This is a genomic window from Serratia sp. HMSC15F11 (genome assembly GCF_001808215.1).
Lineage (GTDB): Bacteria > Pseudomonadota > Gammaproteobacteria > Enterobacterales > Enterobacteriaceae > Serratia > Serratia nevei.
In genome coordinates this window covers 1-19,931 of sequence record NZ_KV792409.1, presented here as the reverse complement: position 1 = coordinate 19,931, position 19,931 = coordinate 1, and the positions used below count along the sequence as shown (strand labels likewise).

General features: G+C 34.1%; 32 protein-coding genes and 1 pseudogene. 1 reads left to right on the top strand and 32 read right to left on the bottom strand.

Annotated elements, in window-relative coordinates; translation table 11 throughout:
* Positions 1-35 precede the first annotated feature (35 nt).
* The 10 genes from HMPREF3138_RS06940 to HMPREF3138_RS25225 all read right to left on the bottom strand — a co-directional run bounded on the left by HMPREF3138_RS06940 (position 36) and on the right by HMPREF3138_RS25225 (position 6,845).
* A complete protein-coding gene (locus tag HMPREF3138_RS06940; RefSeq protein ID WP_060647097.1) occupies positions 36-689 on the bottom strand; it encodes a hypothetical protein in 654 nt (217 codons plus the stop codon).
* Positions 690-748: 59 nt separating this feature from the next.
* Positions 749-1,039: a NadS family protein gene (nadS, locus tag HMPREF3138_RS25230; RefSeq protein WP_042194958.1), complete on the bottom strand. Its 291-nt coding sequence runs from the start codon at positions 1,037-1,039 to the stop codon at positions 749-751.
* Positions 1,040-1,043: 4 nt separating this feature from the next.
* The gene (locus HMPREF3138_RS06935) at positions 1,044-1,379 is read right to left on the bottom strand and encodes a type II toxin-antitoxin system RelE/ParE family toxin (protein WP_001708474.1); all 336 of its coding nucleotides are present in this window, start codon (positions 1,377-1,379) and stop codon (positions 1,044-1,046) included.
* A 202-nt stretch (positions 1,380-1,581) separates the two neighbouring features.
* Positions 1,582-2,223, bottom strand: coding sequence for a hypothetical protein (locus HMPREF3138_RS06930; RefSeq protein WP_070558868.1), 642 nt, complete (start codon positions 2,221-2,223; stop codon positions 1,582-1,584).
* 209 nt (positions 2,224-2,432) lie between these two features.
* Positions 2,433-2,759: a hypothetical protein gene (locus HMPREF3138_RS26150; RefSeq protein ID WP_044296048.1), complete on the bottom strand. Its 327-nt coding sequence runs from the start codon at positions 2,757-2,759 to the stop codon at positions 2,433-2,435.
* Between the two features lie 388 nt (positions 2,760-3,147).
* Positions 3,148-3,708 carry a hypothetical protein gene (locus HMPREF3138_RS06920; RefSeq protein WP_070558864.1) on the bottom strand — a complete coding sequence of 187 codons (561 nt, stop codon included), beginning with the start codon at positions 3,706-3,708 and terminating at the stop codon, positions 3,148-3,150.
* A gap of 17 nt (positions 3,709-3,725) precedes the next feature.
* The gene (locus tag HMPREF3138_RS06915) at positions 3,726-4,076 is read right to left on the bottom strand and encodes a hypothetical protein (RefSeq protein ID WP_070558862.1); all 351 of its coding nucleotides are present in this window, start codon (positions 4,074-4,076) and stop codon (positions 3,726-3,728) included.
* Positions 4,073-4,342: a hypothetical protein gene (locus HMPREF3138_RS06910; RefSeq protein WP_024172976.1), complete on the bottom strand. Its 270-nt coding sequence runs from the start codon at positions 4,340-4,342 to the stop codon at positions 4,073-4,075. Before HMPREF3138_RS06910 ends, HMPREF3138_RS06915 begins: the two co-directional genes overlap by 4 nt.
* Before the next feature lie 13 nt (positions 4,343-4,355).
* Positions 4,356-4,733, bottom strand: a complete 378-nt coding sequence (locus tag HMPREF3138_RS06905) for a hypothetical protein (RefSeq protein WP_070558860.1) — start codon at positions 4,731-4,733, stop codon at positions 4,356-4,358.
* A gap of 135 nt (positions 4,734-4,868) precedes the next feature.
* Positions 4,869-6,845, bottom strand: a complete 1,977-nt coding sequence (locus tag HMPREF3138_RS25225; RefSeq protein WP_083301466.1) for a helicase HerA domain-containing protein — start codon at positions 6,843-6,845, stop codon at positions 4,869-4,871.
* A 128-nt stretch (positions 6,846-6,973) separates the two neighbouring features.
* On the opposite strand from HMPREF3138_RS25225, the gene HMPREF3138_RS06895 reads away from it, so the two are divergent.
* The gene (locus HMPREF3138_RS06895; protein WP_128456816.1) at positions 6,974-7,474 is read left to right on the top strand and encodes an H-NS family histone-like protein; all 501 of its coding nucleotides are present in this window, start codon (positions 6,974-6,976) and stop codon (positions 7,472-7,474) included.
* 66 nt (positions 7,475-7,540) lie between these two features.
* Here HMPREF3138_RS06895 and HMPREF3138_RS26145 read toward each other — a convergent pair whose 3' ends face one another.
* The 22 genes and pseudogenes from HMPREF3138_RS26145 to HMPREF3138_RS06810 form a co-directional block, all read right to left on the bottom strand.
* Complete coding sequence (locus tag HMPREF3138_RS26145) at positions 7,541-7,783, bottom strand: hypothetical protein (RefSeq protein WP_024172961.1); 243 nt, start codon at positions 7,781-7,783, stop codon at positions 7,541-7,543.
* A 16-nt stretch (positions 7,784-7,799) separates the two neighbouring features.
* Complete coding sequence (locus HMPREF3138_RS06890; protein ID WP_001708425.1) at positions 7,800-8,342, bottom strand: type 4 pilus major pilin; 543 nt, start codon at positions 8,340-8,342, stop codon at positions 7,800-7,802.
* A gap of 12 nt (positions 8,343-8,354) precedes the next feature.
* Positions 8,355-8,912, bottom strand: a complete 558-nt coding sequence (locus HMPREF3138_RS06885; RefSeq protein WP_083301465.1) for a type 4 pilus major pilin — start codon at positions 8,910-8,912, stop codon at positions 8,355-8,357.
* 2 nt (positions 8,913-8,914) lie between these two features.
* Positions 8,915-9,226 (bottom strand): hypothetical protein, encoded by a 312-nt coding sequence (locus tag HMPREF3138_RS06880; RefSeq protein ID WP_063610897.1) that lies wholly within the window; start codon positions 9,224-9,226, stop codon positions 8,915-8,917.
* 350 nt (positions 9,227-9,576) lie between these two features.
* Positions 9,577-9,921 carry a hypothetical protein gene (locus HMPREF3138_RS06875; RefSeq protein ID WP_085674794.1) on the bottom strand — a complete coding sequence of 115 codons (345 nt, stop codon included), beginning with the start codon at positions 9,919-9,921 and terminating at the stop codon, positions 9,577-9,579.
* A complete protein-coding gene (locus HMPREF3138_RS27380) occupies positions 9,911-10,039 on the bottom strand; it encodes a hypothetical protein (RefSeq protein WP_256388232.1) in 129 nt (42 codons plus the stop codon). Before HMPREF3138_RS27380 ends, HMPREF3138_RS06875 begins: the two co-directional genes overlap by 11 nt.
* A gap of 13 nt (positions 10,040-10,052) precedes the next feature.
* A complete protein-coding gene (locus HMPREF3138_RS06870) occupies positions 10,053-10,346 on the bottom strand; it encodes a hypothetical protein (RefSeq protein ID WP_070558854.1) in 294 nt (97 codons plus the stop codon).
* A 13-nt stretch (positions 10,347-10,359) separates the two neighbouring features.
* A complete protein-coding gene (locus HMPREF3138_RS26645) occupies positions 10,360-10,512 on the bottom strand; it encodes a hypothetical protein (protein WP_164881269.1) in 153 nt (50 codons plus the stop codon).
* Positions 10,496-10,951 carry a hypothetical protein gene (locus tag HMPREF3138_RS06865; RefSeq protein WP_070558852.1) on the bottom strand — a complete coding sequence of 152 codons (456 nt, stop codon included), beginning with the start codon at positions 10,949-10,951 and terminating at the stop codon, positions 10,496-10,498. The genes HMPREF3138_RS26645 and HMPREF3138_RS06865 overlap by 17 nt, the downstream gene beginning before the upstream one ends.
* Positions 10,948-11,259, bottom strand: coding sequence for a hypothetical protein (locus HMPREF3138_RS06860; RefSeq protein ID WP_052957577.1), 312 nt, complete (start codon positions 11,257-11,259; stop codon positions 10,948-10,950). Before HMPREF3138_RS06860 ends, HMPREF3138_RS06865 begins: the two co-directional genes overlap by 4 nt.
* A 120-nt stretch (positions 11,260-11,379) precedes the next feature.
* On the bottom strand, positions 11,380-11,766 hold the full coding sequence (locus HMPREF3138_RS25220) for a hypothetical protein (RefSeq protein WP_234651920.1): 387 nt from the start codon (positions 11,764-11,766) through the stop codon (positions 11,380-11,382).
* 37 nt (positions 11,767-11,803) lie between these two features.
* Positions 11,804-12,205, bottom strand: coding sequence for a HumD family translesion DNA polymerase (locus HMPREF3138_RS06855; RefSeq protein ID WP_070558870.1), 402 nt, complete (start codon positions 12,203-12,205; stop codon positions 11,804-11,806).
* Positions 12,206-12,323: 118 nt separating this feature from the next.
* Positions 12,324-13,499 (bottom strand): AAA family ATPase, encoded by a 1,176-nt coding sequence (locus tag HMPREF3138_RS06850; protein WP_070558850.1) that lies wholly within the window; start codon positions 13,497-13,499, stop codon positions 12,324-12,326.
* 263 nt (positions 13,500-13,762) lie between these two features.
* On the bottom strand, positions 13,763-14,155 hold the full coding sequence (locus HMPREF3138_RS25215) for a hypothetical protein (protein WP_050189083.1): 393 nt from the start codon (positions 14,153-14,155) through the stop codon (positions 13,763-13,765).
* Positions 14,156-14,167: 12 nt separating this feature from the next.
* Positions 14,168-14,461, bottom strand: a complete 294-nt coding sequence (locus tag HMPREF3138_RS06845; protein ID WP_024172969.1) for a hypothetical protein — start codon at positions 14,459-14,461, stop codon at positions 14,168-14,170.
* On the bottom strand, positions 14,458-15,300 hold the full coding sequence (locus tag HMPREF3138_RS06840; protein WP_070558848.1) for a hypothetical protein: 843 nt from the start codon (positions 15,298-15,300) through the stop codon (positions 14,458-14,460). Before HMPREF3138_RS06840 ends, HMPREF3138_RS06845 begins: the two co-directional genes overlap by 4 nt.
* A gap of 32 nt (positions 15,301-15,332) precedes the next feature.
* Positions 15,333-16,370, bottom strand: a complete 1,038-nt coding sequence (locus HMPREF3138_RS25210) for a DNA adenine methylase (protein ID WP_083301464.1) — start codon at positions 16,368-16,370, stop codon at positions 15,333-15,335.
* A 339-nt stretch (positions 16,371-16,709) separates the two neighbouring features.
* Positions 16,710-17,273 carry an ankyrin repeat domain-containing protein gene (locus HMPREF3138_RS06825; protein WP_070558844.1) on the bottom strand — a complete coding sequence of 188 codons (564 nt, stop codon included), beginning with the start codon at positions 17,271-17,273 and terminating at the stop codon, positions 16,710-16,712.
* Positions 17,270-17,737, bottom strand: a complete 468-nt coding sequence (locus tag HMPREF3138_RS06820; protein WP_001708437.1) for an ankyrin repeat domain-containing protein — start codon at positions 17,735-17,737, stop codon at positions 17,270-17,272. Before HMPREF3138_RS06820 ends, HMPREF3138_RS06825 begins: the two co-directional genes overlap by 4 nt.
* Positions 17,738-17,993: 256 nt before the next feature.
* Complete coding sequence (locus tag HMPREF3138_RS25205; RefSeq protein WP_083301463.1) at positions 17,994-18,482, bottom strand: ankyrin repeat domain-containing protein; 489 nt, start codon at positions 18,480-18,482, stop codon at positions 17,994-17,996.
* Between the two features lie 227 nt (positions 18,483-18,709).
* The gene (locus tag HMPREF3138_RS06815; protein WP_070558842.1) at positions 18,710-18,991 is read right to left on the bottom strand and encodes a hypothetical protein; all 282 of its coding nucleotides are present in this window, start codon (positions 18,989-18,991) and stop codon (positions 18,710-18,712) included.
* Between the two features lie 21 nt (positions 18,992-19,012).
* Positions 19,013-19,931 (bottom strand): annotated as a pseudogene (locus tag HMPREF3138_RS06810) (hypothetical protein); the annotation flags it as partial.

The window sequence follows — 19,931 nt, the reverse complement described above, 5'->3', positions numbered from 1 at the left end:
TATAATACAATATACTATTATATTATAGTACGATGTTATTTGTATTCTAACTTCATTGGTAAATACCATGTCTCTTCATGCCCCTCAATGAACCTGAGAAGCCTGAGAAAGTAGGTATATGTTTTCTTCCTGATAACTTCATCATAAGATGATTTATCAAACTGTAGGCCGTTTATATGCTTTTCAATCTCATCGGCTGTTATTCTGTTTACTACTGGATCATAAAATCTGTCTAACTGGAAAACCTCATAAAAAGTGTTATATACCATTGAAATAACATTAAAATCCAGACGTGTAATATTGAACTGGTCAAAGTAATATTTACAATCAAGTAATAAATACCTTGTTGTATTATTGTCGAAGCTATAAATGAATTCTTCTATGCTTATATTATGTATATGCCTTTCCCAATCATCCCGATCTTTTTTTGGTAAGATTGTATAATAGTTATCCAAAACAATGAAACGCCCTGTTCTACATAGGATGAAGTTAAAAGGTGCTTTCATTTCAATGAGTTGACCACCATTACTAACAGCATCTAAATTTGTTATTTTGCTTTTAACAGAGTGATAAACAGTCTCCATTATAAATGTATAAGCATCTCGAAAAATCAAATCTTTTTGGGAGTTAAGGACAAAGTATTTACTTATTTTATCCAAACGTTCAAACGCTAAATTTAACGATAACATATTTATCCTGTTATAAAAAAAGCCCTACCAATGTAGAGCTTTTCTATTCCCGTTGAGGGTTATGCTTCACGTAGTTCCTGAACAAATTCAGGTTTACGCTCGATGACACGCAACAGCTTTAACGCTGCACCTGCTGGAGTTCTTAACCCCTGTTCCCATGACTGAACAAGAGAAGAGCTAACCCCGATCAGACTGGCAAAATCATCTTGTTTCATATGAACCTTAGCCCGAATAGCTTTCACATCTGGACGTTCAAAACGGGTAACCCGCGCTGGCTCACGTAAACCCTTATGGATTTCTACAGCTTCCTTAGCAGAAGCAATCAGATCATCAAAAAGCTCTTTACGCATACTGTTAGCCCTCTTCACCTTTAAAACCCGCTACAACCGCTTTGAGCTGGTTTTTCTCTGCTGCCGTCAAACTGTCCTTCTCACTCTTTGGATAGATGATAAGCATGTATAAGCGCCCTGCCGGGTTGTAGAAGTAGTAAATAGCCCGGACACCTGAACTTTTACCTGTTCCCTGCCGTGACCATCTAACCTTGCGACAACCGCCTGTACCTACAATCAGATCACCTGCTTCCGGGTTCTCTATGAGGAACGTTTGAAACTCTTTGTATTCATCATCACTGAGTAGAGTTTTCATCTCTCGCGTGAATACAGAGGTTTCTACAAACTCGTAGTATTCCATACAGAACACATCCCTAATCACTATGGTGTTATTATAGTCCTACAGTGTAGGAGTATCAAGAACAAAACTACTATACTACTATATGATATGATAGTATATGATAATCTACGCGAATTCTGAGGTTTTTACTGGCCTGTTATGGGGATGGTGTAGGAAGGGGTAAAACAGTATAGAAAAACCCCTTTCGGGGCTTCATGGCGGGTTATACTTTGGTTAGCTCCCATATCCTTACTAACTGTTTATTTGTTTCTATGTTTTTGGATTTTGAAATATGATTATAGATAAATTCTAAATACTCACGTATATCATCTATTTTAAAATCATTACTCTTTAGCTCCATCATTTCAAAAATATCACTATAAGTAAAAGCTAAAGTAGAATCTTTCCTATCTATTTCAAAACCTAAAACACTTAGATCTCTCAAAAGATAATTTAGAGCCAAAAACCCATCATTAACATTTTTGGATTTTATTGCGTGGTATATGTCGTTAAAGTTGATTGTATTCATAATGTGTTCCTTTTGTTCAGTGTCATTTATATACTCTTCATCTATTTCAATAGTTCTTGTTGGTAATGTTTTATTTAGTATTTTTATATGATTGTATAATAACCCAAGTTCATTTTTTATTTGATGTGCTCTAAACCTTTTATCTGATGTTCTGATTCTGTTAAGCTCAATGTTTTTCATATCTAATATAAAGGCAGCAATAACAGGGTCTTTAGCATTCATGTTATAACCAAGAGACTTCATTTTTCTGATAAGATAATGCATTGCCTCTGTTTCATATTCATACTTCTTAGCTACTATTTCTTTTAATGTATTTTTAAAGCTTATATTGTTCATAAAGTTTTCCTTTTGTTTTGTTGTTTATTTTGTATTAAAAAATGAATGAATAGATTCTATGATACTCGGTTGTAAACGGTAATATAAAAAATGTTATAAAGGCTATATCACAGAACGCTTGTTTTATGTATTTATTCATATTCCTCATGTGTTTTTTCATTGTTGGTTCCTTCTTAATAACAGCCCCTTGCGGGGCTAATCTCATGTAATCAGTCAGAAAGATCACTTTTAGACGCTTCAATTAACACTCCTGAAAGTGAAGGGAAAATATATTTATGTTTAGTGTTGTTATAACTCATGGATGTTTTTAAAACAAAACCACCCTTTTTAGATTCAACATACCACCATTTATGTGCTTCTAACTCTGATCTTTCTCTTCTTGAATAACCTAACTTAATCTTATCTTCTGACCATAAATTCATAATCTCTTTAGTATTGATGTAATATCTAACTTCATCACTGCCGGGCTTTTTCCATTCATTAATAAAGCCAGCTTCCTTTATTGCGTTAAAATCTTCATTATTTAAGTTTGACATAATATTTCTCCTTTGTTTGTTTATATATATTAATTAACGTACTATCCGACTAAAAGCAAATTTAAAACAGCATTAATTATCAAATTTGTTATTTAATCGGATAGATGGAGGAAGTAGAACGAAAAAAAAGCGTGAGGGTTTTCTCACGCTTTATAATCATCGTTATATATTATAGATTGCGAGTCGGAATATATAACTTATCAAAATGAACATCCTATAAGAGGAGAAATATCCATGTTTTATTTAAAGTATGTAGTACCATTTTTAAACCCTAACTTAATTATACATCCTATAGAGGAGAAATACCTATGCTTACTTATATTTTATAACTCTTAAATTTACTATTGTCAAATTATAAGAAAAGTCCCGATTATAAGGGCTTTAATATTTATTTAAAAAATAGATATGCGACTAACGCCATAACAACGGTGAAGATAATGATCTGTTTTAGGGATGATTTGTTTTCGTTTTTATAAACAGGTGTTTCAGCTTCATCCTCATAATCATCTAATACATCTTCAAGTTCAATCTCTTCAAAATAAGAACGCTGTAAGCGCATTAAATCTTTATTTGTTATAATGTCTTTTATTCTTTTGTTGATTATAAGATTATAGTTTTCATCCAAAAACATTTCTCTAAGTTCGTTATCAACTATCTCAGTAGGTATTAATCGGTAGAATTTAGGTAATGTCTGGTTTTTGTATCTTATGTTATGTTTTGCGCTAAATTTAACAGTAGCATTATCCACCTTTACGCCTGTTAAGTTATGTTTTTTTAAAACCTCCAACGCTCTTTCTGAAATCAAATATCCAAAATCATCAAAGTAAACTATATCATCTCTTGATAAAACATCTATTACATAGATTGCTTCATTTGGTTTTGGAAAGCTAACAGAACCAGAACGGAAGGGTTTAAAGTAAAAGTAATCTGTTCCTTTGTTTTTTGACATAAAACCCTCCTGACTCTTTATTTAAAGCTTAGTGAACGTAAGTTTTTCATGTTTTCCTGATAAACAGGCTCCATGTCAATTTCCATTCTGGTATAAGCTTCATTAGCAAACTCTTTTATCTTCTTTTTAAAATCTTCATGCTGTTCCGGTTTCAGATTATCAAAATAAGCCATATTGATAGTTTCAGTTTTGAAATCACTATCTTTATCCTTGCTCTTCATTTTTAAAGATAAATAGTCTGTAATATCGCCTGTTTGATATGAAGCATGTAAATGCTCCACTTCATAAACATAATCCTTACCTTTTATCTTTGTATCAAGAGAAAACACTATATCGCTTGTTATTGCCAGTTTCTTTTCATTATTCATAAAATCACCTCTTTAAGTTTTTCTGTTTTATATTTGAATACTGCGCTTGCTAAATCCTGAGCTTCCTGAATTAAGGCTTTATCTGATGTGTAAATCGAATGCTGCCATATAACTATTGAAAGCTTACCTACCCTGTAAACTGAAACATCCTTATTCACGATATAAATATAGAACTTATATGTTTCATTGTTTTCACCTCCTTTACCTCCCTTACCTCTCGATAAAACAATCTTAACGTCATTAATTATTACTTCTTCTATTATCATTTTTTCACCTCTGTTAGTTTTTAAATGCCTCTGTTATGTAGTTATTGAAATCATATTTCTTAATCCACATATCTAAATATTCTATGTTCATCACTAATCGAACAGCCATTAAATCTTCACTACCTTCAAAAAGAATGTTGTCAGCATCGATCATATCGAACGTTGATTCTTTGATACTTCCAATATTGCTATCTGTTCTTAGTATTAACTCAATTATATTAACCAATGAACCATATTCTTTTATTAAGTTATTGTGTAGCTCTTTAAGCGTTATCTTTTCACCCCTTGTTTTATGTAGGTCTTTTAACCATTCAAAATAGTCGGTTGTATAAAACACTCTGTAATCAATAGCGGTTTCTTTATTGAAACTTCCGATAATATCTATATTCATATCTCTCTCCTTTTGTTTTGTTAATTATTTATATTTAATTAACCGACTAAAAGCAAATTTAAAAGCCGATTAATTGCTAAATATTTATAATAACCAGACAAAAGGAAGAAGTAGACCAATATTATTTTGGTTTATTTAGATTTTAGCGTTATAACTGATACAGGCATTGGTCATAATACCGCATTTTCTTTTTCTTATATTTAAAATAACATCGCCTTTTATCTTGTAAGCTAAATCAGTCGGTGTTAATGCTTCATACGCATCTGGAACCATTTCAAAGAAATCTTCAAATTTATCGGTGGCATGTCCTACTGCTATTAATAACTCACTTTCTGAGTATCTAATGTTATACATACATTCACTTATCAATGCCTGTACCTTAAAATCATTAAGAATGAAGTGTTCTAAATCACCTCCACCTCTGACGATAACATACAGACTTTCTTTATCCTCAATCAGTATCTCTTTAAGTAAATCCAAATCTATTTTGTTGTTATATATAATTGGATGTACCACAACCTCTTCAAATCCTATATTTAAATTATTCAATACTACATTGAAATCATTAAACCCGTCTGAAAAGCTTTTTGTTGTTATCACGCATAATCTTTTTTGAACTGTATAGGTAGGACAAAGATTATAAATCCATTTATTTTGTTCATCATTCATATTTATTAACTCTTCTAAAAGGTGTGTTTCTGTTTTCTCTTCTTTTTTATCTTCTTTTAACGCTTCCAGTATGACGCTTAACGCACTTAGCTTTTCAGGCACTACATAGCCCATACCGGGTAGCTCCTGCAGATGGGGTTTAGGCGCATAGATGAATCTGTTCATGAAGGTATGTTGTGATTTGCCTGTATGTACCAATACGCGCGCCCCTGTGCGGCTCTGCTGGCTTTTGTTGATGTAGACAAAGGCAATGTCCTCTGACTGTCCTGATAACGTATCCTGAGCCTGTATAGCCCTTTCTGGACTTCCGGCAAGGGTAGCGATGTTCTCCAGACTCCTGACCGCATGAGTAGCAAGATGAACTATGTTCATACAGTTGCCAATCAGCTGATTTGTGTATGCTTGCCCTGCTTTAGCATCGAGTGAATCCACAGACTGAGAGGAAATAATGTTGATATGACCGTAGCCCCTCGATATGTCGAACCAGTTGTTATCGTCTACTGACGGATCGGTATCATCTGTAAGGAACTGCTGATACTCATCTACCAGCATGAAAGTAAACTTATCTTCACCATATCCCCTTGCTGTAAGCTGGTTTATATCCTGCTGTTTTATACTGTCTATGAATGTTGCTTTAACCACCTTTAAAATGAACAATGATGAAACAGCATATTTAGAAAAAGGCACTTCCAGCACTAACGATTTTCTTTCTTTATAAATAATGTCAGCATAAGAAACTGTATGATCATTATTACAAAAATGATGGTTTAGATACGGGTCTTCATAAAAAGGTCTTAGAACGCTGTTTAATGCTGAAAACTGCCATGATCTTTGTTCTCTTTTGGTAGCTTCATCGGTATCTTTTTTGTTATTGAAAATACTGAACCCATCCGAAGCTATACGCCTTTTTATCTTTTCTGACATCTGTTCTGAACAGTTGTTTTTCATTGCCTGTAAATCATCCGGGTTAGTTATTAGGTAATAGAGATCTGCAAGGGTAGGATTAATATCAAACTCTTTAACTAACTCATACACTAAAACGGTGTCTTCTATCCCGTTTGAACCCCAATATTTATCTAAGTTTCCACGAACTGAACTAACACCATAGTTTAAAAATGCTTTTAGCTTTTCCGGTTCAATACCAGATATTAAATTAAATCTGGAACAATCTTCTTTAACACCAAGAATATATATTTTATCGCTTTTCATTTCCTCATTAATCTGACGTGCTAATTTGGTGTAATCCCCTTTCACGTCCAGTATCAATCCTGAACAGTGATTTTTAATCAGATTGTAAACAGCAGGGAAACATACGCCCGTTGTCTTACCTGTTCCTGTTCCACCAAACACGGCTATATTTGTTGTTGCTGTTTTAAAGTCTATTTGTATTTCATCATTTAAATGTGCTTTCCTGAAAGAAAGCAATGGTTCTTTATCTAACATAAAAATCTCCTTTTTATTTTGTTGTTCCTTTCAATTATTCAATTTACCGATTAATGTCAAATTTAAAACTCATTAAATATATAAACGGTTTACGTATTCCTTTTATTTGATGCTTATGTTGTTTTAAAATGATTGATACTAAATGGTTAAAATGTTATGTTCGCCGGGTATACGATTTTAAAGAGGATTTTTTGATGAGTCTTTCAACACTGAACAACATTCGTACCATTAGAAAAGAAGCGCGTGAAATCAGCTTTGAGATCTTTGAAGAGATTTTAGAGAAGATGAAACAGGTTCATGAAGAACTGTTAGCTGACCAGCTTGAAATCGAAGAAAAACGCGCTAAGAAGCTGGCACTCATGGAACAGTTCAGAGAGATGTTAGCTGCCGAGGGCATTGAAGGTATCAGCATTTCCGAGATCGCTGATGGTGTTGCCGCTCCTGCTGCCAAGAAGGGGAAAGGCGCTAAAGGTGATAAGCGTGGCGCTGTTGAGCGCAAGTATGCTTATAAAGATGAAAACGGAAAAGAAGTGTTATGGTCGGGTCGTGGTCGTCTGCCGAAGCCTGTCGAAGAAGCTATGAAGAAAGGCGCTAAAAAAGAAGACTTCTTGATCAAGAAAGAAGATTAAAAGCATTACCAACACCAGAAAAAAACCAAGCCCCTGAAAAGGGGCTTTTATTTTGGAATGTTTCATTTATTCAGGCTTTTTAGTTCCTTTTGCTTCATTTATACAGTTAACTAACTTATATGCTTCTTTCCATGATAACAATGAAGTTAAAGCCATTAAACCACCGCCAATTATGTAAAAGCTATTTAATCCTGTTTTTGGTAATACATTCACTGTTAACATTAATAATGAGATACTTGATAAATATAATATTGCTATTAATGTCCATGCTTCTTTTTTCATTTGTCTGATACTTTTTTGAATAATCATAAATTAATCCCCTTATTTATTTGTCGTAAAAATATACTGTTATCGGTCTTCCACCATACCCATCATCATTACTGATACAAGCATTTGCTAAAGTTGCCATATCAAGATCCTGATTTGCTTCTGTGTTCTTAACTTCTCTTGAACCTACTACTATTTTGAAAAAACTTGCTCCAGCTTGAGACACGAACTTAGGACAAGCATCAACTGAAACGTTTTCAAACCCGATATAAAAACTACCATCATAATACGGTTCTATAAGAACGTTAGCGCCCCAGCTATCCCATATTAAATTATCATCCACTATATCTTCTGGAACAATCTTTGATTTGATTATAGCGTCAACTGATAACCCTGTGTAATCTGCTTGCCCCGCGTAGAGATTTTTTATCCCAGCATTTAATGTTCCCAATATTTTTATGTCGCTATCTATCTTCTGACCAGAACTAATTTTTGGATAGATCATAAAGACACCAACTATCAACGCTGCGATAATCCCAAACACTAATAACAACTCTAATAATGAAAACCCTTTTTTCTTTCTCTTTGTAATGTTGAACATATCAGCCACCTCTTATATTATTGAAGCAAAAATAATGGTGGCGTTATCTTCTGAAAAACACGCTGCTGATGTTGCGGCTATATCAATGTTTTTCCCTTCTTCAAGGTTCTTAACCTGCGTACCGCCGTTCCCGTTATAAACGTCTATGCTTACGAAATTACCCGATACAGCGGCTATCAACTTTGAACAGTCAGAAGCTGGAACAGCATCATAGATAATGTTGTATTTGCCGTGGTTCCCTGAATACTCAACCGATACGTTGCCTTTCCATTCATTGATAAGCTTTCCATCCTGTATCATGTTCTCAGGAGCGTTCTTAGAAGCAATGAAGCTATCAGTGTTAATGCTTGAGATCTTCGCTCTGCCGCCATATAGAGACTTCACCCCAGCTTGTATAGCTGTTAGGTTCCTGCTCTCTCTGTCGATACGCTGTGAAGCCTGAACTTTAGGTAATATCATAAAAGCCGCTACTATCAACGCTGCGATAGCTCCAAGAACTAATAATATTTCTAAAAGTGAAAACCCTTTTTTACTCTTTCTGTCTTTTAATAATCTAAAACTATTTATCATAATCATTCTCCTTTGTTATTTTGATTTATGGTTTTACCATCATAAATACTGCCATCTTTTTTAAATATAAACGTAATGAACAAACCTAAAAGAAAAATACCGCCTCCAACTCCTGTAATTCCAGTCATCTTAGCAATTACTTCTGGATTGAAATCGAAACCAAAAAAACCACCAAATAAAACACTGAAAGAACCGTATGTAATCATCCACATCCCTAATCTCATTATCATCATGGAAATCTCTCTAAGCTTTTTCCCGTTTTTGCTCTCAGTGTCATAAAGACTTCTAAAGAAACTATTTATTTTACTCATCATCTACCACCTCTCTTTGTTTTGTTTGTTTCTCCTATTTAATGTAGGATTATATATTAGATATTTAATTAACCGATTAATGTCAAATTCAAACAGGGTTTATTTTAATATTTATCATTTAATCGGATAAGCGGAAGATGTAGGACTTTTATTTCTACCCATTAGATAAAACAAAACCCCTTTTAAGGGGCTTTTATTCATGGTTTAACATATCCTCAATTCTTTCTTCTAACAGAAAGCGTTCTAATTCGTCTTCTGTCATTTCTTTACTGTTCGATAACCTAACTAATGCCTCAGTCATTTTATTTATTTTTCGGAGGTTGAAAATATACACGATAAAAGATTCTATTTTTTCAATCATTGTTATCCATTTGTCCTTTTTTAAAACCCTTAGAAAATCCTTCAGCAAAACCTTCCTTTATTAAATCCAGTTCTTTTCCTTCCTTCTTTTTCTTCATTGATTTAAATGCACCATAAGTTAGGAATGTAATCACTTCCAATAACAACATAACCGATAGTGTATAATAGATAGCATCAGTGCTGCTTATTTTATTAAGTAGAGCACTTAACGTAGGAATTCTATCTGACATTATCAATGTTCCTTTCGCAAAAAACACTATAATTCCATAACATATCAACTTGTAATACATTATCTCTTGTAATGCGTTTTCTTTCATATTTCTATTTTCATTTTTCATATACCACCTCTCTTTTTTGTTTTTCTTGACTACCATAAATAACACCACCTTCATTTAAAAACTCTCTTATAAATTCAGCCCATGTTTCAGCTTCCTTTTCTCTTGTTTGTTCTCCCATATCCATCTCCTTATTATATATTCCAGTAAATATCTGCTTTAAAGTTCTCTTTTGGTTCGTTCACATAAGCTTTAAACGCTATAACAGTCAGTGCCTGATTGATGTAGCCCGATAAGCGATATGTAGCCTTAACCTGATTAAAACCATGCTGAACAGCATCAGGAATGATTTTGCGTCTTCCCAAGCGTTCTATCAGTGCTAATATTGCCTCTGCTCTCTGCCCTTCTATCAACGCTGCTTTTGCTATGAACTCATAGCCGTTGTGTAAACCTAAACGCTTCAACTCTCTTGTTATGTCTTTTTTCATTTTTCACTCTCCTTTAAAAATCATATATGTTTTTCATCTCAGAAATCTTTTTGCTTAAAGCTTCTTTAACCTCTTTATCTGTAAGTTTCTTTAGTGGCTTAATCAATGCGGGATCAGGTATTAAATCCGCTCTTGTTAGATGTTTCTTGTTAGTTCTTTTTTTCACTTATGCTCTCCCCTTTTTCTTCTTCAATGTGAATAATCACAGCAACTTTAATAATCAAATATAATGAAAGCCAAATAATACAAAACATAAAAACAAACTTATCAAAAACATATAACAATGGGATATTCACATCTATTAATGAAACTACAGATAAAATTAAGCTCATAAAAAACGCTGGTATCGTAATGCTCACATACCATTTTGAATCCCACAGTTTTTTTAACACCTTATGGATAACACGCATTATTATCGGCATTATTCCTAATAATGTTATACCTGTATCCACTAAGAAAGTTAATACGATAAATATTTCAGGTATAAATTGAAGAATTAAAAAAGAAACCGACGTTATGAATAACCCTAACAATACATTAAATCTATCTTCTTCCATATGTTTTTTTTGTGCGTCCTTTGAGGATGCTTTTAGTTTATTTATCATTTTGACCTCCCTAAAAACATTTCTTTCCCACTTTTTAAGTGTTCAGATTTCAAGTCAGATATATATATTTCTGCTCTCTCTGTTGTTCCTCTCATGCTCATTAAAAAAGTGAGATGAATAAACCAAATGAAGAACAATGCTAATTTAAAAGTTATTGTTGCGAATGTAATTGCTGAACCTAATGCCGACACGTATTCACATATAATGCTTTCAGGGAATATCAGTGTCATAGGTAGCATTAATAGACCTGCTATAAATACCTTACCTATAGTTATTCTATTTAAGGTTTTTTTGATTTTGTTAATCATAATAATTCTCCTTTTGTTGATATTAAAAGAATTAACGCATCTTCCGACTAAAAGCAAATTTAATGAGAGAAATGTTTCTTTTAATTTAAAATGTCAGGATAAAAGGAGTAGGTAGGATGTTTATTTGTGAGAAGTGATTAAAGAACTCAGCTCTGTTAGTTCTTCATCTGATAATAAATGCTTATAAAAGATATTTTGGTAAAAGGATAAAACAGCTTTATGAGAGATTTTATTTTGATAACTGATAAGTAATCTTACGATAAGAATTGAAGGGATGTTTGAAGTGCGGTTATAGAAGGAATCAAAGTATTCAAGCAAGTAATCATATTTAATGGTTTTAAAATCAACATCAGCATCAGAACATGCTTTTATTACTGCCTGTATTTCATTTGATGAGCCTGAACGGACGGTGTGAAACAACTTATCAGCAAGGCGCTTTTTATGTTGTTCCCGTCTTTTAACGTCATCCAAGTATTCTTGTAGGCTTGAGTATTTCAGCACAGGCATAGCTCATCTTAATGGTATGTGTATCTTCTATCATACCTTAGCCCTCTAAGCCATAAGGCGTGTCGTCGAACTCGCCTGTTCGCATGTCGTTTACACAATACGTCATAACGCCGAAAATCCGGGTAGCGTTGTTCTCGTCCATATCATCGAGATCGATCGGTACCGGGGTTCCTGCGTAGTCCAATGGCAACAGCGCCGGAGCTGGATGAAGTCTTAGCCGTTTCACTACGAACTCACCACCTAACGCCACTATCACTATGCTTCCATCACAAGGCTTAACAGAAGCGTCTACAACGAGCGTAGCGCCCTTTTGTATGCCAGCCCTTAAATATGCCTGTCCAGCCCGCATAAAGTAAGTAGCGTGCGGTTTATGGATGCATAACGCATCCAGTGAGAGTGGTTTTTCAGTGTAGTCTGCAGCTGGGGATGGAAAGCCCATGATCTGTGTCTCCTTTTGCTGTATAGATGTACAGTATAAGGCTATCACCAAAACCCGGTAAAGCTCCAGATACGACAAAGGGGCATACGCCCCCTTTGCTTGTCTCACTGCTGGTCTGTCAGACCTCATAATCATCACCGAAACTTTCCCTGAGCTGTTGAACCGTGTATTCAACCCTTCTTATGGTGTCCTCATCAACTTCACCGCGATAAACTTCAATCGTGTTGTTTAACCATTTAATCTGAGTAATAAAGTCTTCTGACATTTCTTTAAAAAATGCTGTTTCCTCAGCTTCATTATTTAACTCTTCTTTAAGACAATGAACTTTTTCATTAAGATAACTTTCAAGCTCATTATTTGCTTTTTCAAGAAGTCTTGCCTTGTCATGTAAAACAGCCACTGTATTTTGGTATGTTTGGATTTTATTCAGACATTGGGAAAGAGACTGCTCTAACTCCTGATTAGAACCTTCAAGTTCTATTTTTTCTTCGTTTTGGTCATAGAGTAAATCATTAAGCTCTTTTATTTTTAAGTGTAAGCTGTAGTTCTCTTTTATCAGATCTTTGTTTTCACTTTCTTCATTTCTCAACCTTTCAATTAAAATGATGTTATGCTCTTCTAAATCAGTCAACTCTTCCTGAGTTTTATCAGTGATTTCTTTTATTAATGCTTTCAACTCAACAATTTCACTTTCAAGCTCTTCTACTTTAGCTTTGCTATCATCCAAATCAAGAGCTAATTGTGTATAGTTATGGTCATGTAAAACAGCTTCGAATTCATACTTTTCATTCAAATCTCTCAAATACTTCAATTCTTGTTCCATTTGATACAAATCGTTCAAACATGAGATCTGAACATTATCAGTAAGAAACCTTTGTTCTTCTATTGATTTTAAAAGCTCCTGATACTCTTTTATTTTTGGTAAGACACCTTTTGCTTTTGGCTTTACCATTCTGTAATGCTTTATTTTCAATACAACGCTATCAAGAACAGACTTATCAAACTTATCAACTACTATGATCGCTTTAGTTTTTATGTTTGTTTTAGCTACAGCATCCTGAATTTTTTGTATAACGTTTTTTAGTTCCGTTTCTCTCACATCATCAATAGCAATAAGATCGCTATGTTTAATGCCGAACTTAATGCAGTTATAAGTCGGATTCGAATAATGTATATGTCTTTCTTTTGCTATCTCTTTAAGCAAAGTCGATTTACCTACACCGCTAACACCAGATACAACAACCACATCACATTTATCTAAAGCTTTTTCTATTTTTTCTTTTAAGTTATTCATATATCTCTCCTTTTGTTTTAATGAATAGATATTGAATAATCAATTAAAAGAATAAAATCAAATTTAATCGGAAAATAAATTAATAAACTATATAAAAGCGGTAGGTATACCGCTTATTTTATTAGTCTTGCTTTTCATTCTACTTTACCTGAATGGATTATATGAGTTTTTGTAAATCTTCTTTCGATATGTTATCAAAATCTTCTTTCCTGAACTCTGAGATCTCCCATTTAGCAAGTTTATTTTTTGTTTTCTTTTTCATATCAATCAATCCACCATCTCACTTTACCGCTTTCCTTCTCTGATAATGTTCTATACATATTTTCAAAGATACAATAATAAGTGCATGAGAAGCATTCACTTATAAATCTGTTGTGTTCATACTTAAAGCTCATCTCACTGTTAAAACACAAGTTAAGGGCATAGTTCAACGTTCTTTGATTAATGTATTCATCATCAATATGATTAAAGGTATTTGCTAAAGTAAATCCTTTTCTATAATCTATTTCAAAGAAAGGAACACGATTTATTCCCTCATAACCCGGATGATGAACATCTATCATTTTTATATGGATGTTATCAAAGATATTAAAACCTTCCACATTATTTAAAACAAAACCTAAAACCTCAGCTTTTACTATTTCATGATATTGCATTTTAAACCTCTCTTATTTTTGATTAAACCAACTATTTTCTTCGTTCACTATTTTCATTCTTCTTTCAATCATTGCCATTTTTAAACACACATCAGCCATTACCAATACCCTTTGATAATGCTCTTCGTTATCACACTTACGCCTGTCTATGAGTAGCCTGTTTATCTTTGGGACTTCTGCTAAACACTTTGCGAACAGTTCAGGTGAATGCTCATGAAACGGCGTTGATAACATGCTTTCTATCGTTATGTAGTTATTCCCCAAGTTGTTGCTGTGAAAATCAACTGGTCTGAACTTCTTTCTCATTTATTATTCCCCTTTGTTATTAATAGATCTTTAATATCTACAAAGTGTAGAAATCTTCTGATTATATGCATAGGTACACTGCAATCACTGCTATCTTCACTTTTATTCGTTATGATACAATCACCTTTTTTAAAGTATTCTTCGTAACGATACTCAGAACTTAAACCATATTCTTTCAAAGTCGTAACTCTCACTTCAGTTTTAAAAACCTTGCTAAAACTGGTTATGAAATCAAAAGGATTTTTGTTATTAACTCTAAATAACATATGTACAACTTTATTCTCATTTGAATAATGAAACATTCCTCCTGTTGTATTTGTATTAGATGTTCCTGACAAAGATTTTGACAACTCCTTCAACATTTTTCTATTTTTCTTCGTTATATTGATAGTGACAAGATTTAGATGTTTGTTTATAATGTAATCCTCGCTTTCAACAACTCTTTTTAGATAACTCGTATTGAGTTCATTGAATAATAAGTAGTATGCATGAGCGAGATAAAATACAAACGTACAACTCAATACTCCATCGTAAAACATATCTTTTATCTTTATTAGTATTTCATTTAATAGTTTAACAGCTTCTTTCTTATCTTCTTTGTATGTATAAAATGCTTCAATATATTCATTCAATAGAAACTCGACGAATAAAATCTTTTCATTAATCTCATCTTTGCTATCAGATTCAACTTGTATATATTCGTCTGGAATGAACAATAGACTTTCTCTGCACCAGAGTTTGATTAAAGGTCTTACTTTGTTATCAATAGTTTTGTAGAGTTTGATGTTATCAAAGTCATCTTCAAACTCATAATCTTTCTTAAAATCATAATCTTTCATCTTTATTTCCTTCTTTTGTTAAAAAATATTGTTTAAGCTGCTTTAAGAACCGGAACAGCCATTTTTTCTTTGAATACCATTAACAGCTCAACAATGTTTCTGTTTACGCCAACTCTTGCTTTTGTATGCGAATATTGGATGTTGATATGTTCGCTATCTGTTGTAGTAGGTAGTGAACTAAAGAAACCATCATTCAGGTTTTTATTACACAACATACCTACAGTTTTTTTCTCTTCTACTTTTTTCTGAACCCATGCGTAGCATTGCTTATGCTGTTCATCATTAAAATCTGTTGAATACATAATCGAACAATCACGGTAAGGCGGATCACAAAACAGGAACGTATTTTTATTAACCTTGACGTCTTCATAGCTTCCACATGTGATCACAGCTTTCTGTAATGCTGTTGACCAGTTTTTGATATTTTCATAATCAAAACCATTTTTATTCGTCTGGAATGAGGTGAAAATTCGCCCGTTTTTCTGACTGTATAATCCCCTGAACATATTGTTTAAGAGGAAGTAGAACATAGCCGTTCCTCTCACTGAATATTCAGCTCCTACTGGTAAGGAACGGTATTCTTCACGTAAGCGATAGTAGAAGTGTTTACGACCTTCAATGGTCTTATAGTGGTTGCGTTCTTCAATGGCCTTCAGCTCGTCAATGAAGCCAGAACAATCCCTTTTAATGGTGTTCAGGAGATTGATGATCTCCGGGTTAATGTCGTTCAGGTGGTAGCTTCTGATGTGTTCACGGTGCTGATTGAAAACTTCACAGAACATAGCGCCTGCGCCGAAGAACGGCTCTGCGTAGTATCGAATACGCTTAAAATCCGGCATATAGGGGCGATACGCTTTGATAAGGCGACGTTTACCGCCAGCCCATGCGTAAAGGGGGGTAAGTGGTTTTGTGATATAGTCCTGATCGTTTGCTGCTGTTTTGGTCTGGTAATCAGGAACAGAGAGAATAGTGTTATGGTAGACTTCATGAATAATATTACGTGCTTTAGCAATGAAAGCATCAATATCAAGATGAAGAATATTAGATTTGGATTTTTTAGATACAGTCATAAGGCAAGGCTCCAATAATAGTTAACTTGCGATTAGTTAATCGCTACAGGCACAAATATTTATTTATGTGCTTTTGGTTTGATGCCCGGTTTATCGAAGACCGGATTAAATAATGGAACCTTCCGCATCAAGTTAACTATCAGAGCGTATGACTGCTTTGATGTGATTAATTGTCTTTATTTCGCTTATGACATTCAACACTTATTTTGAAGAAAAACCTTCCATCTAAAACCAACAACCCCATAAAAACAAAAAAACCAATTACTATCAATTGGTTAAGTGGTTTAGCAAAAAGTGCTATTTATGATTTTACTACTTGCAATGTCAATATGATGTTGTTCAAGCTTTTCGGCGGTAGTTCGAAATATCAGCATTTTCATAGCGGATCATGAACATTAACAGCTCTGCGTTATTGCTGTTCAACACAAAATCATAAGCACTCATTCCGTCTTTGTTCTTCTGATAGAGATCTGCCCCATCCAAGAGCAACAACTTAAACAGCTCTACGTTTCCTTTCGCTGCTGCTAACTGGATAGGGGTTAGCCCGGATGTGTCCAGCTCGTCGTTCAGGCGTAGGCTGGAACGGGCAACAGCATGATAGAAACCTGACGGCCACAATTTGGATGTGTTCTGTATGAGCTGGAGAAGCGCATACGCTTTCATGCTCCCGGAACGGCCTAAGAGGTAGACCGCTAACAGATCCTGAGCGCTGTAATCGAGTAAACGTGTTATCAGGTATCTTTCATCATGGTTCTTCTCTAACAGCGGGAGAAGCATCTTTAATGAAGCGTCTTTCTGTTCCTGTTCTTCCGGCGTAAGAGCTGGAGAAGACAAAACAGCGTCAAACTGGGAGAGAAGCACCGGCTTTGTGCTACGGATCTGGTTAAGTAATGCCGCTATCATGCTTTACGTCTTCCTGCCCTTTTCACAGGAGCTGAAGGGGCTACCTCTTCCGGTTGTTCCTCTTCTACTGCTTCTGGTTCTGGACGGTAGAACATCGAGCTTTTGAAGCTATACACGAACTGATCGCGTGTATGCCCGTTAACATCGTAAATGGTGGTATCAGCATTTCCCGCTATGAGAGCTTCATCTAACTGACGACCATTGTACTTAGGGCTGAAAGCGGTATAGAACAGCGGCGTTCTTCCGTATATGTCTATAGCATTAGGGTTAGCGCCAAGCGTTAACAAAAGCTTCACGGCCTCAACATCACCACATCCAACGGCTTGATGTAAAGGTGTTAACTCGTTTTTGTCTCTTTCATGAATATCTTCACCGCAACTAATAAAATATTTAATAGCTTGTAGCTTCTCACTACCTTTTAATTTCCATATAGCAAAATAAAGTTTTGTTTGTTGTCTTTCCATAATATATCTCCTTTTTATATAATAAGTCTTAATATTATATATAATTAAAAATATATTTCGTCAATATGGTTAAAAGTGTTTATTTTAATTTGACATTAAATAAAAATAATTATAACTTTAAATCAAGTAGAAAATTCTCCGTTTTTTACTATTAAACTCTAAGTAAGATATATATTGATGGTTCACATAATCCTTTGTTTTGTTGATAAGAAAAAAGCCCCGCAAGGGGCTTTATCTTTTTGGTGAGGTGGTGTTATTAAAAGGCAAGAGCTAAAGGTGCGTTAACAGTTTCCATTTTCTTTTTTCTGTTAGCCAAGAAGTTTATAAAACTTACTTTCTGAGTATGCGCTAACAAATCATAATGGCGTTTACCATCATAACTTCTGACCAATGGATCACATCCCGCTTCAACGAGTAATCTGATTTTTTTCATATCAGTAGTATAAAACAATGCTGTTTCATGTTTATTGTTAACATGATTTACCCTTGCGCCGTTCTCTATCAGGAAGCGGCATGTATCAACGTTGCTAACGCTGAACAAGGCTGTTTTCCCGTCTTCATTGGTAGCGTTCACATCAGCGCCACGGCTAAGAAGAAACTGAGCCACCTCAACAGATTCAGCGCAAGATAAAGGCGTTAAACCTTCGGGCGAAACGTAGTTAACATTAGCCCCTGCTAAAACAAGTTCTTTGATTTTTGTTATGTTTGAACCGTATATCAATAATAATTCATTAATGCTATTCATAGACACCTCACCTTTTAGATCTACCTGCTACTAATATACTATATTATATAATAATGTCTATTTATTATCAAAAATATTTCCGCTAAAAGTTGTAATTATTTTTAAATTACGGTATAATTTCGCCTCATTCATATTTTTCTCTTTTGCGAAAAAGAGAATATTTTTTTAGAGATTTCCTGTTAGGAGATCTCTTTTTTTTGGCGTAAAAAAAGAGGGTAAACCCCTCTTTATTCTGGACAAGCTTTCTTTTTCATTTTCTGGAACTTAGACTTAAACTCTTCTGGTGTTTGTCTTTTAAAACTACGCCTGACATTATCTATTTCTAATACTTCATTAAAAAGCTCTTTAGCATCATTAGCCTCCAATGTTCGGGGGCTTAAATCAGGTATGGAAACCTGAAAGATGTTATGATCAAAACCATGAGAAATAACATTTACTTCATACTGCTTATTACTTTCCTCTTCAATAAAGAAGAGGCTATTATCTATGACTTTATATGTATAAGACATAATAACCTCCTTTTGGTTATGTTAATCAATTTGGGGTAAATCGAACATATGAGCATTAATATTTTGCTCAACAAGTGAATCTATATCATCACGATCCACGTTTGAATAAAATACTTCATCCTCAAATTCATTTTTAACTTCTCCTTCTGGCTCTACGAATGGAGACAGATAAATACATTTTGCATATGTACTTATATTGTATTTATTTAATTCTTTTTTTCTTCTTATATCTAATAGCTCTTCTTTACTAACACCTGCGAGCCAGCTTGTTTTTTGATCACTTAGTTTAGATTTTTCATTAACTTCACCTTTTTTAGATTTTGGTAATAAATCCAGTTCTTTAGCTGCTAACATAAGCTCATCAAGAGAAATACCTGATTTTTCTAAACTTGCCTCTGCTTCTGGTTTTAACCAGATACAGCCCTCAAAATCTGTTCTGTGTTCCATTCTTCTTGTTTGCTCAAGTCCAGCTATAGCGCCTCTGTTAGACATGATAGCGTTGTTTGTAAGACGTTCAGCGTGATCAAGCTGTTCTCTTTCCGAACTTCTACCATAACCAGTATAAACTGGACCTTCGATGCGAATAGAACCGATGTTATCAGCAATCCATTCTTTAAATCTCTCAATAACAATCTTGTGATTATATTCTTCATGTAGAGTAGAGTTAATAATACGATTTTTATATATCTCTACAGCTTTATCAGCAGCTATCCCTGCTTCTTTACCAATTACCTGAGAAACAAGAAACGCACCTAACTGAAGGAATGCGATCATTTCAGCATCACGCATATCATTAGTAAAGTGTTTGTCCTCTTCGTAAAGCTCATTTTGGAGAGTGGTAAACATTTCAATAAGCTTGTTTTTATTTTTAGATATATAATCAACAGTCAGGCCGTAAATGTGTCCATAGTTTTCTTCTAATAAACGTTTCCATACGTTA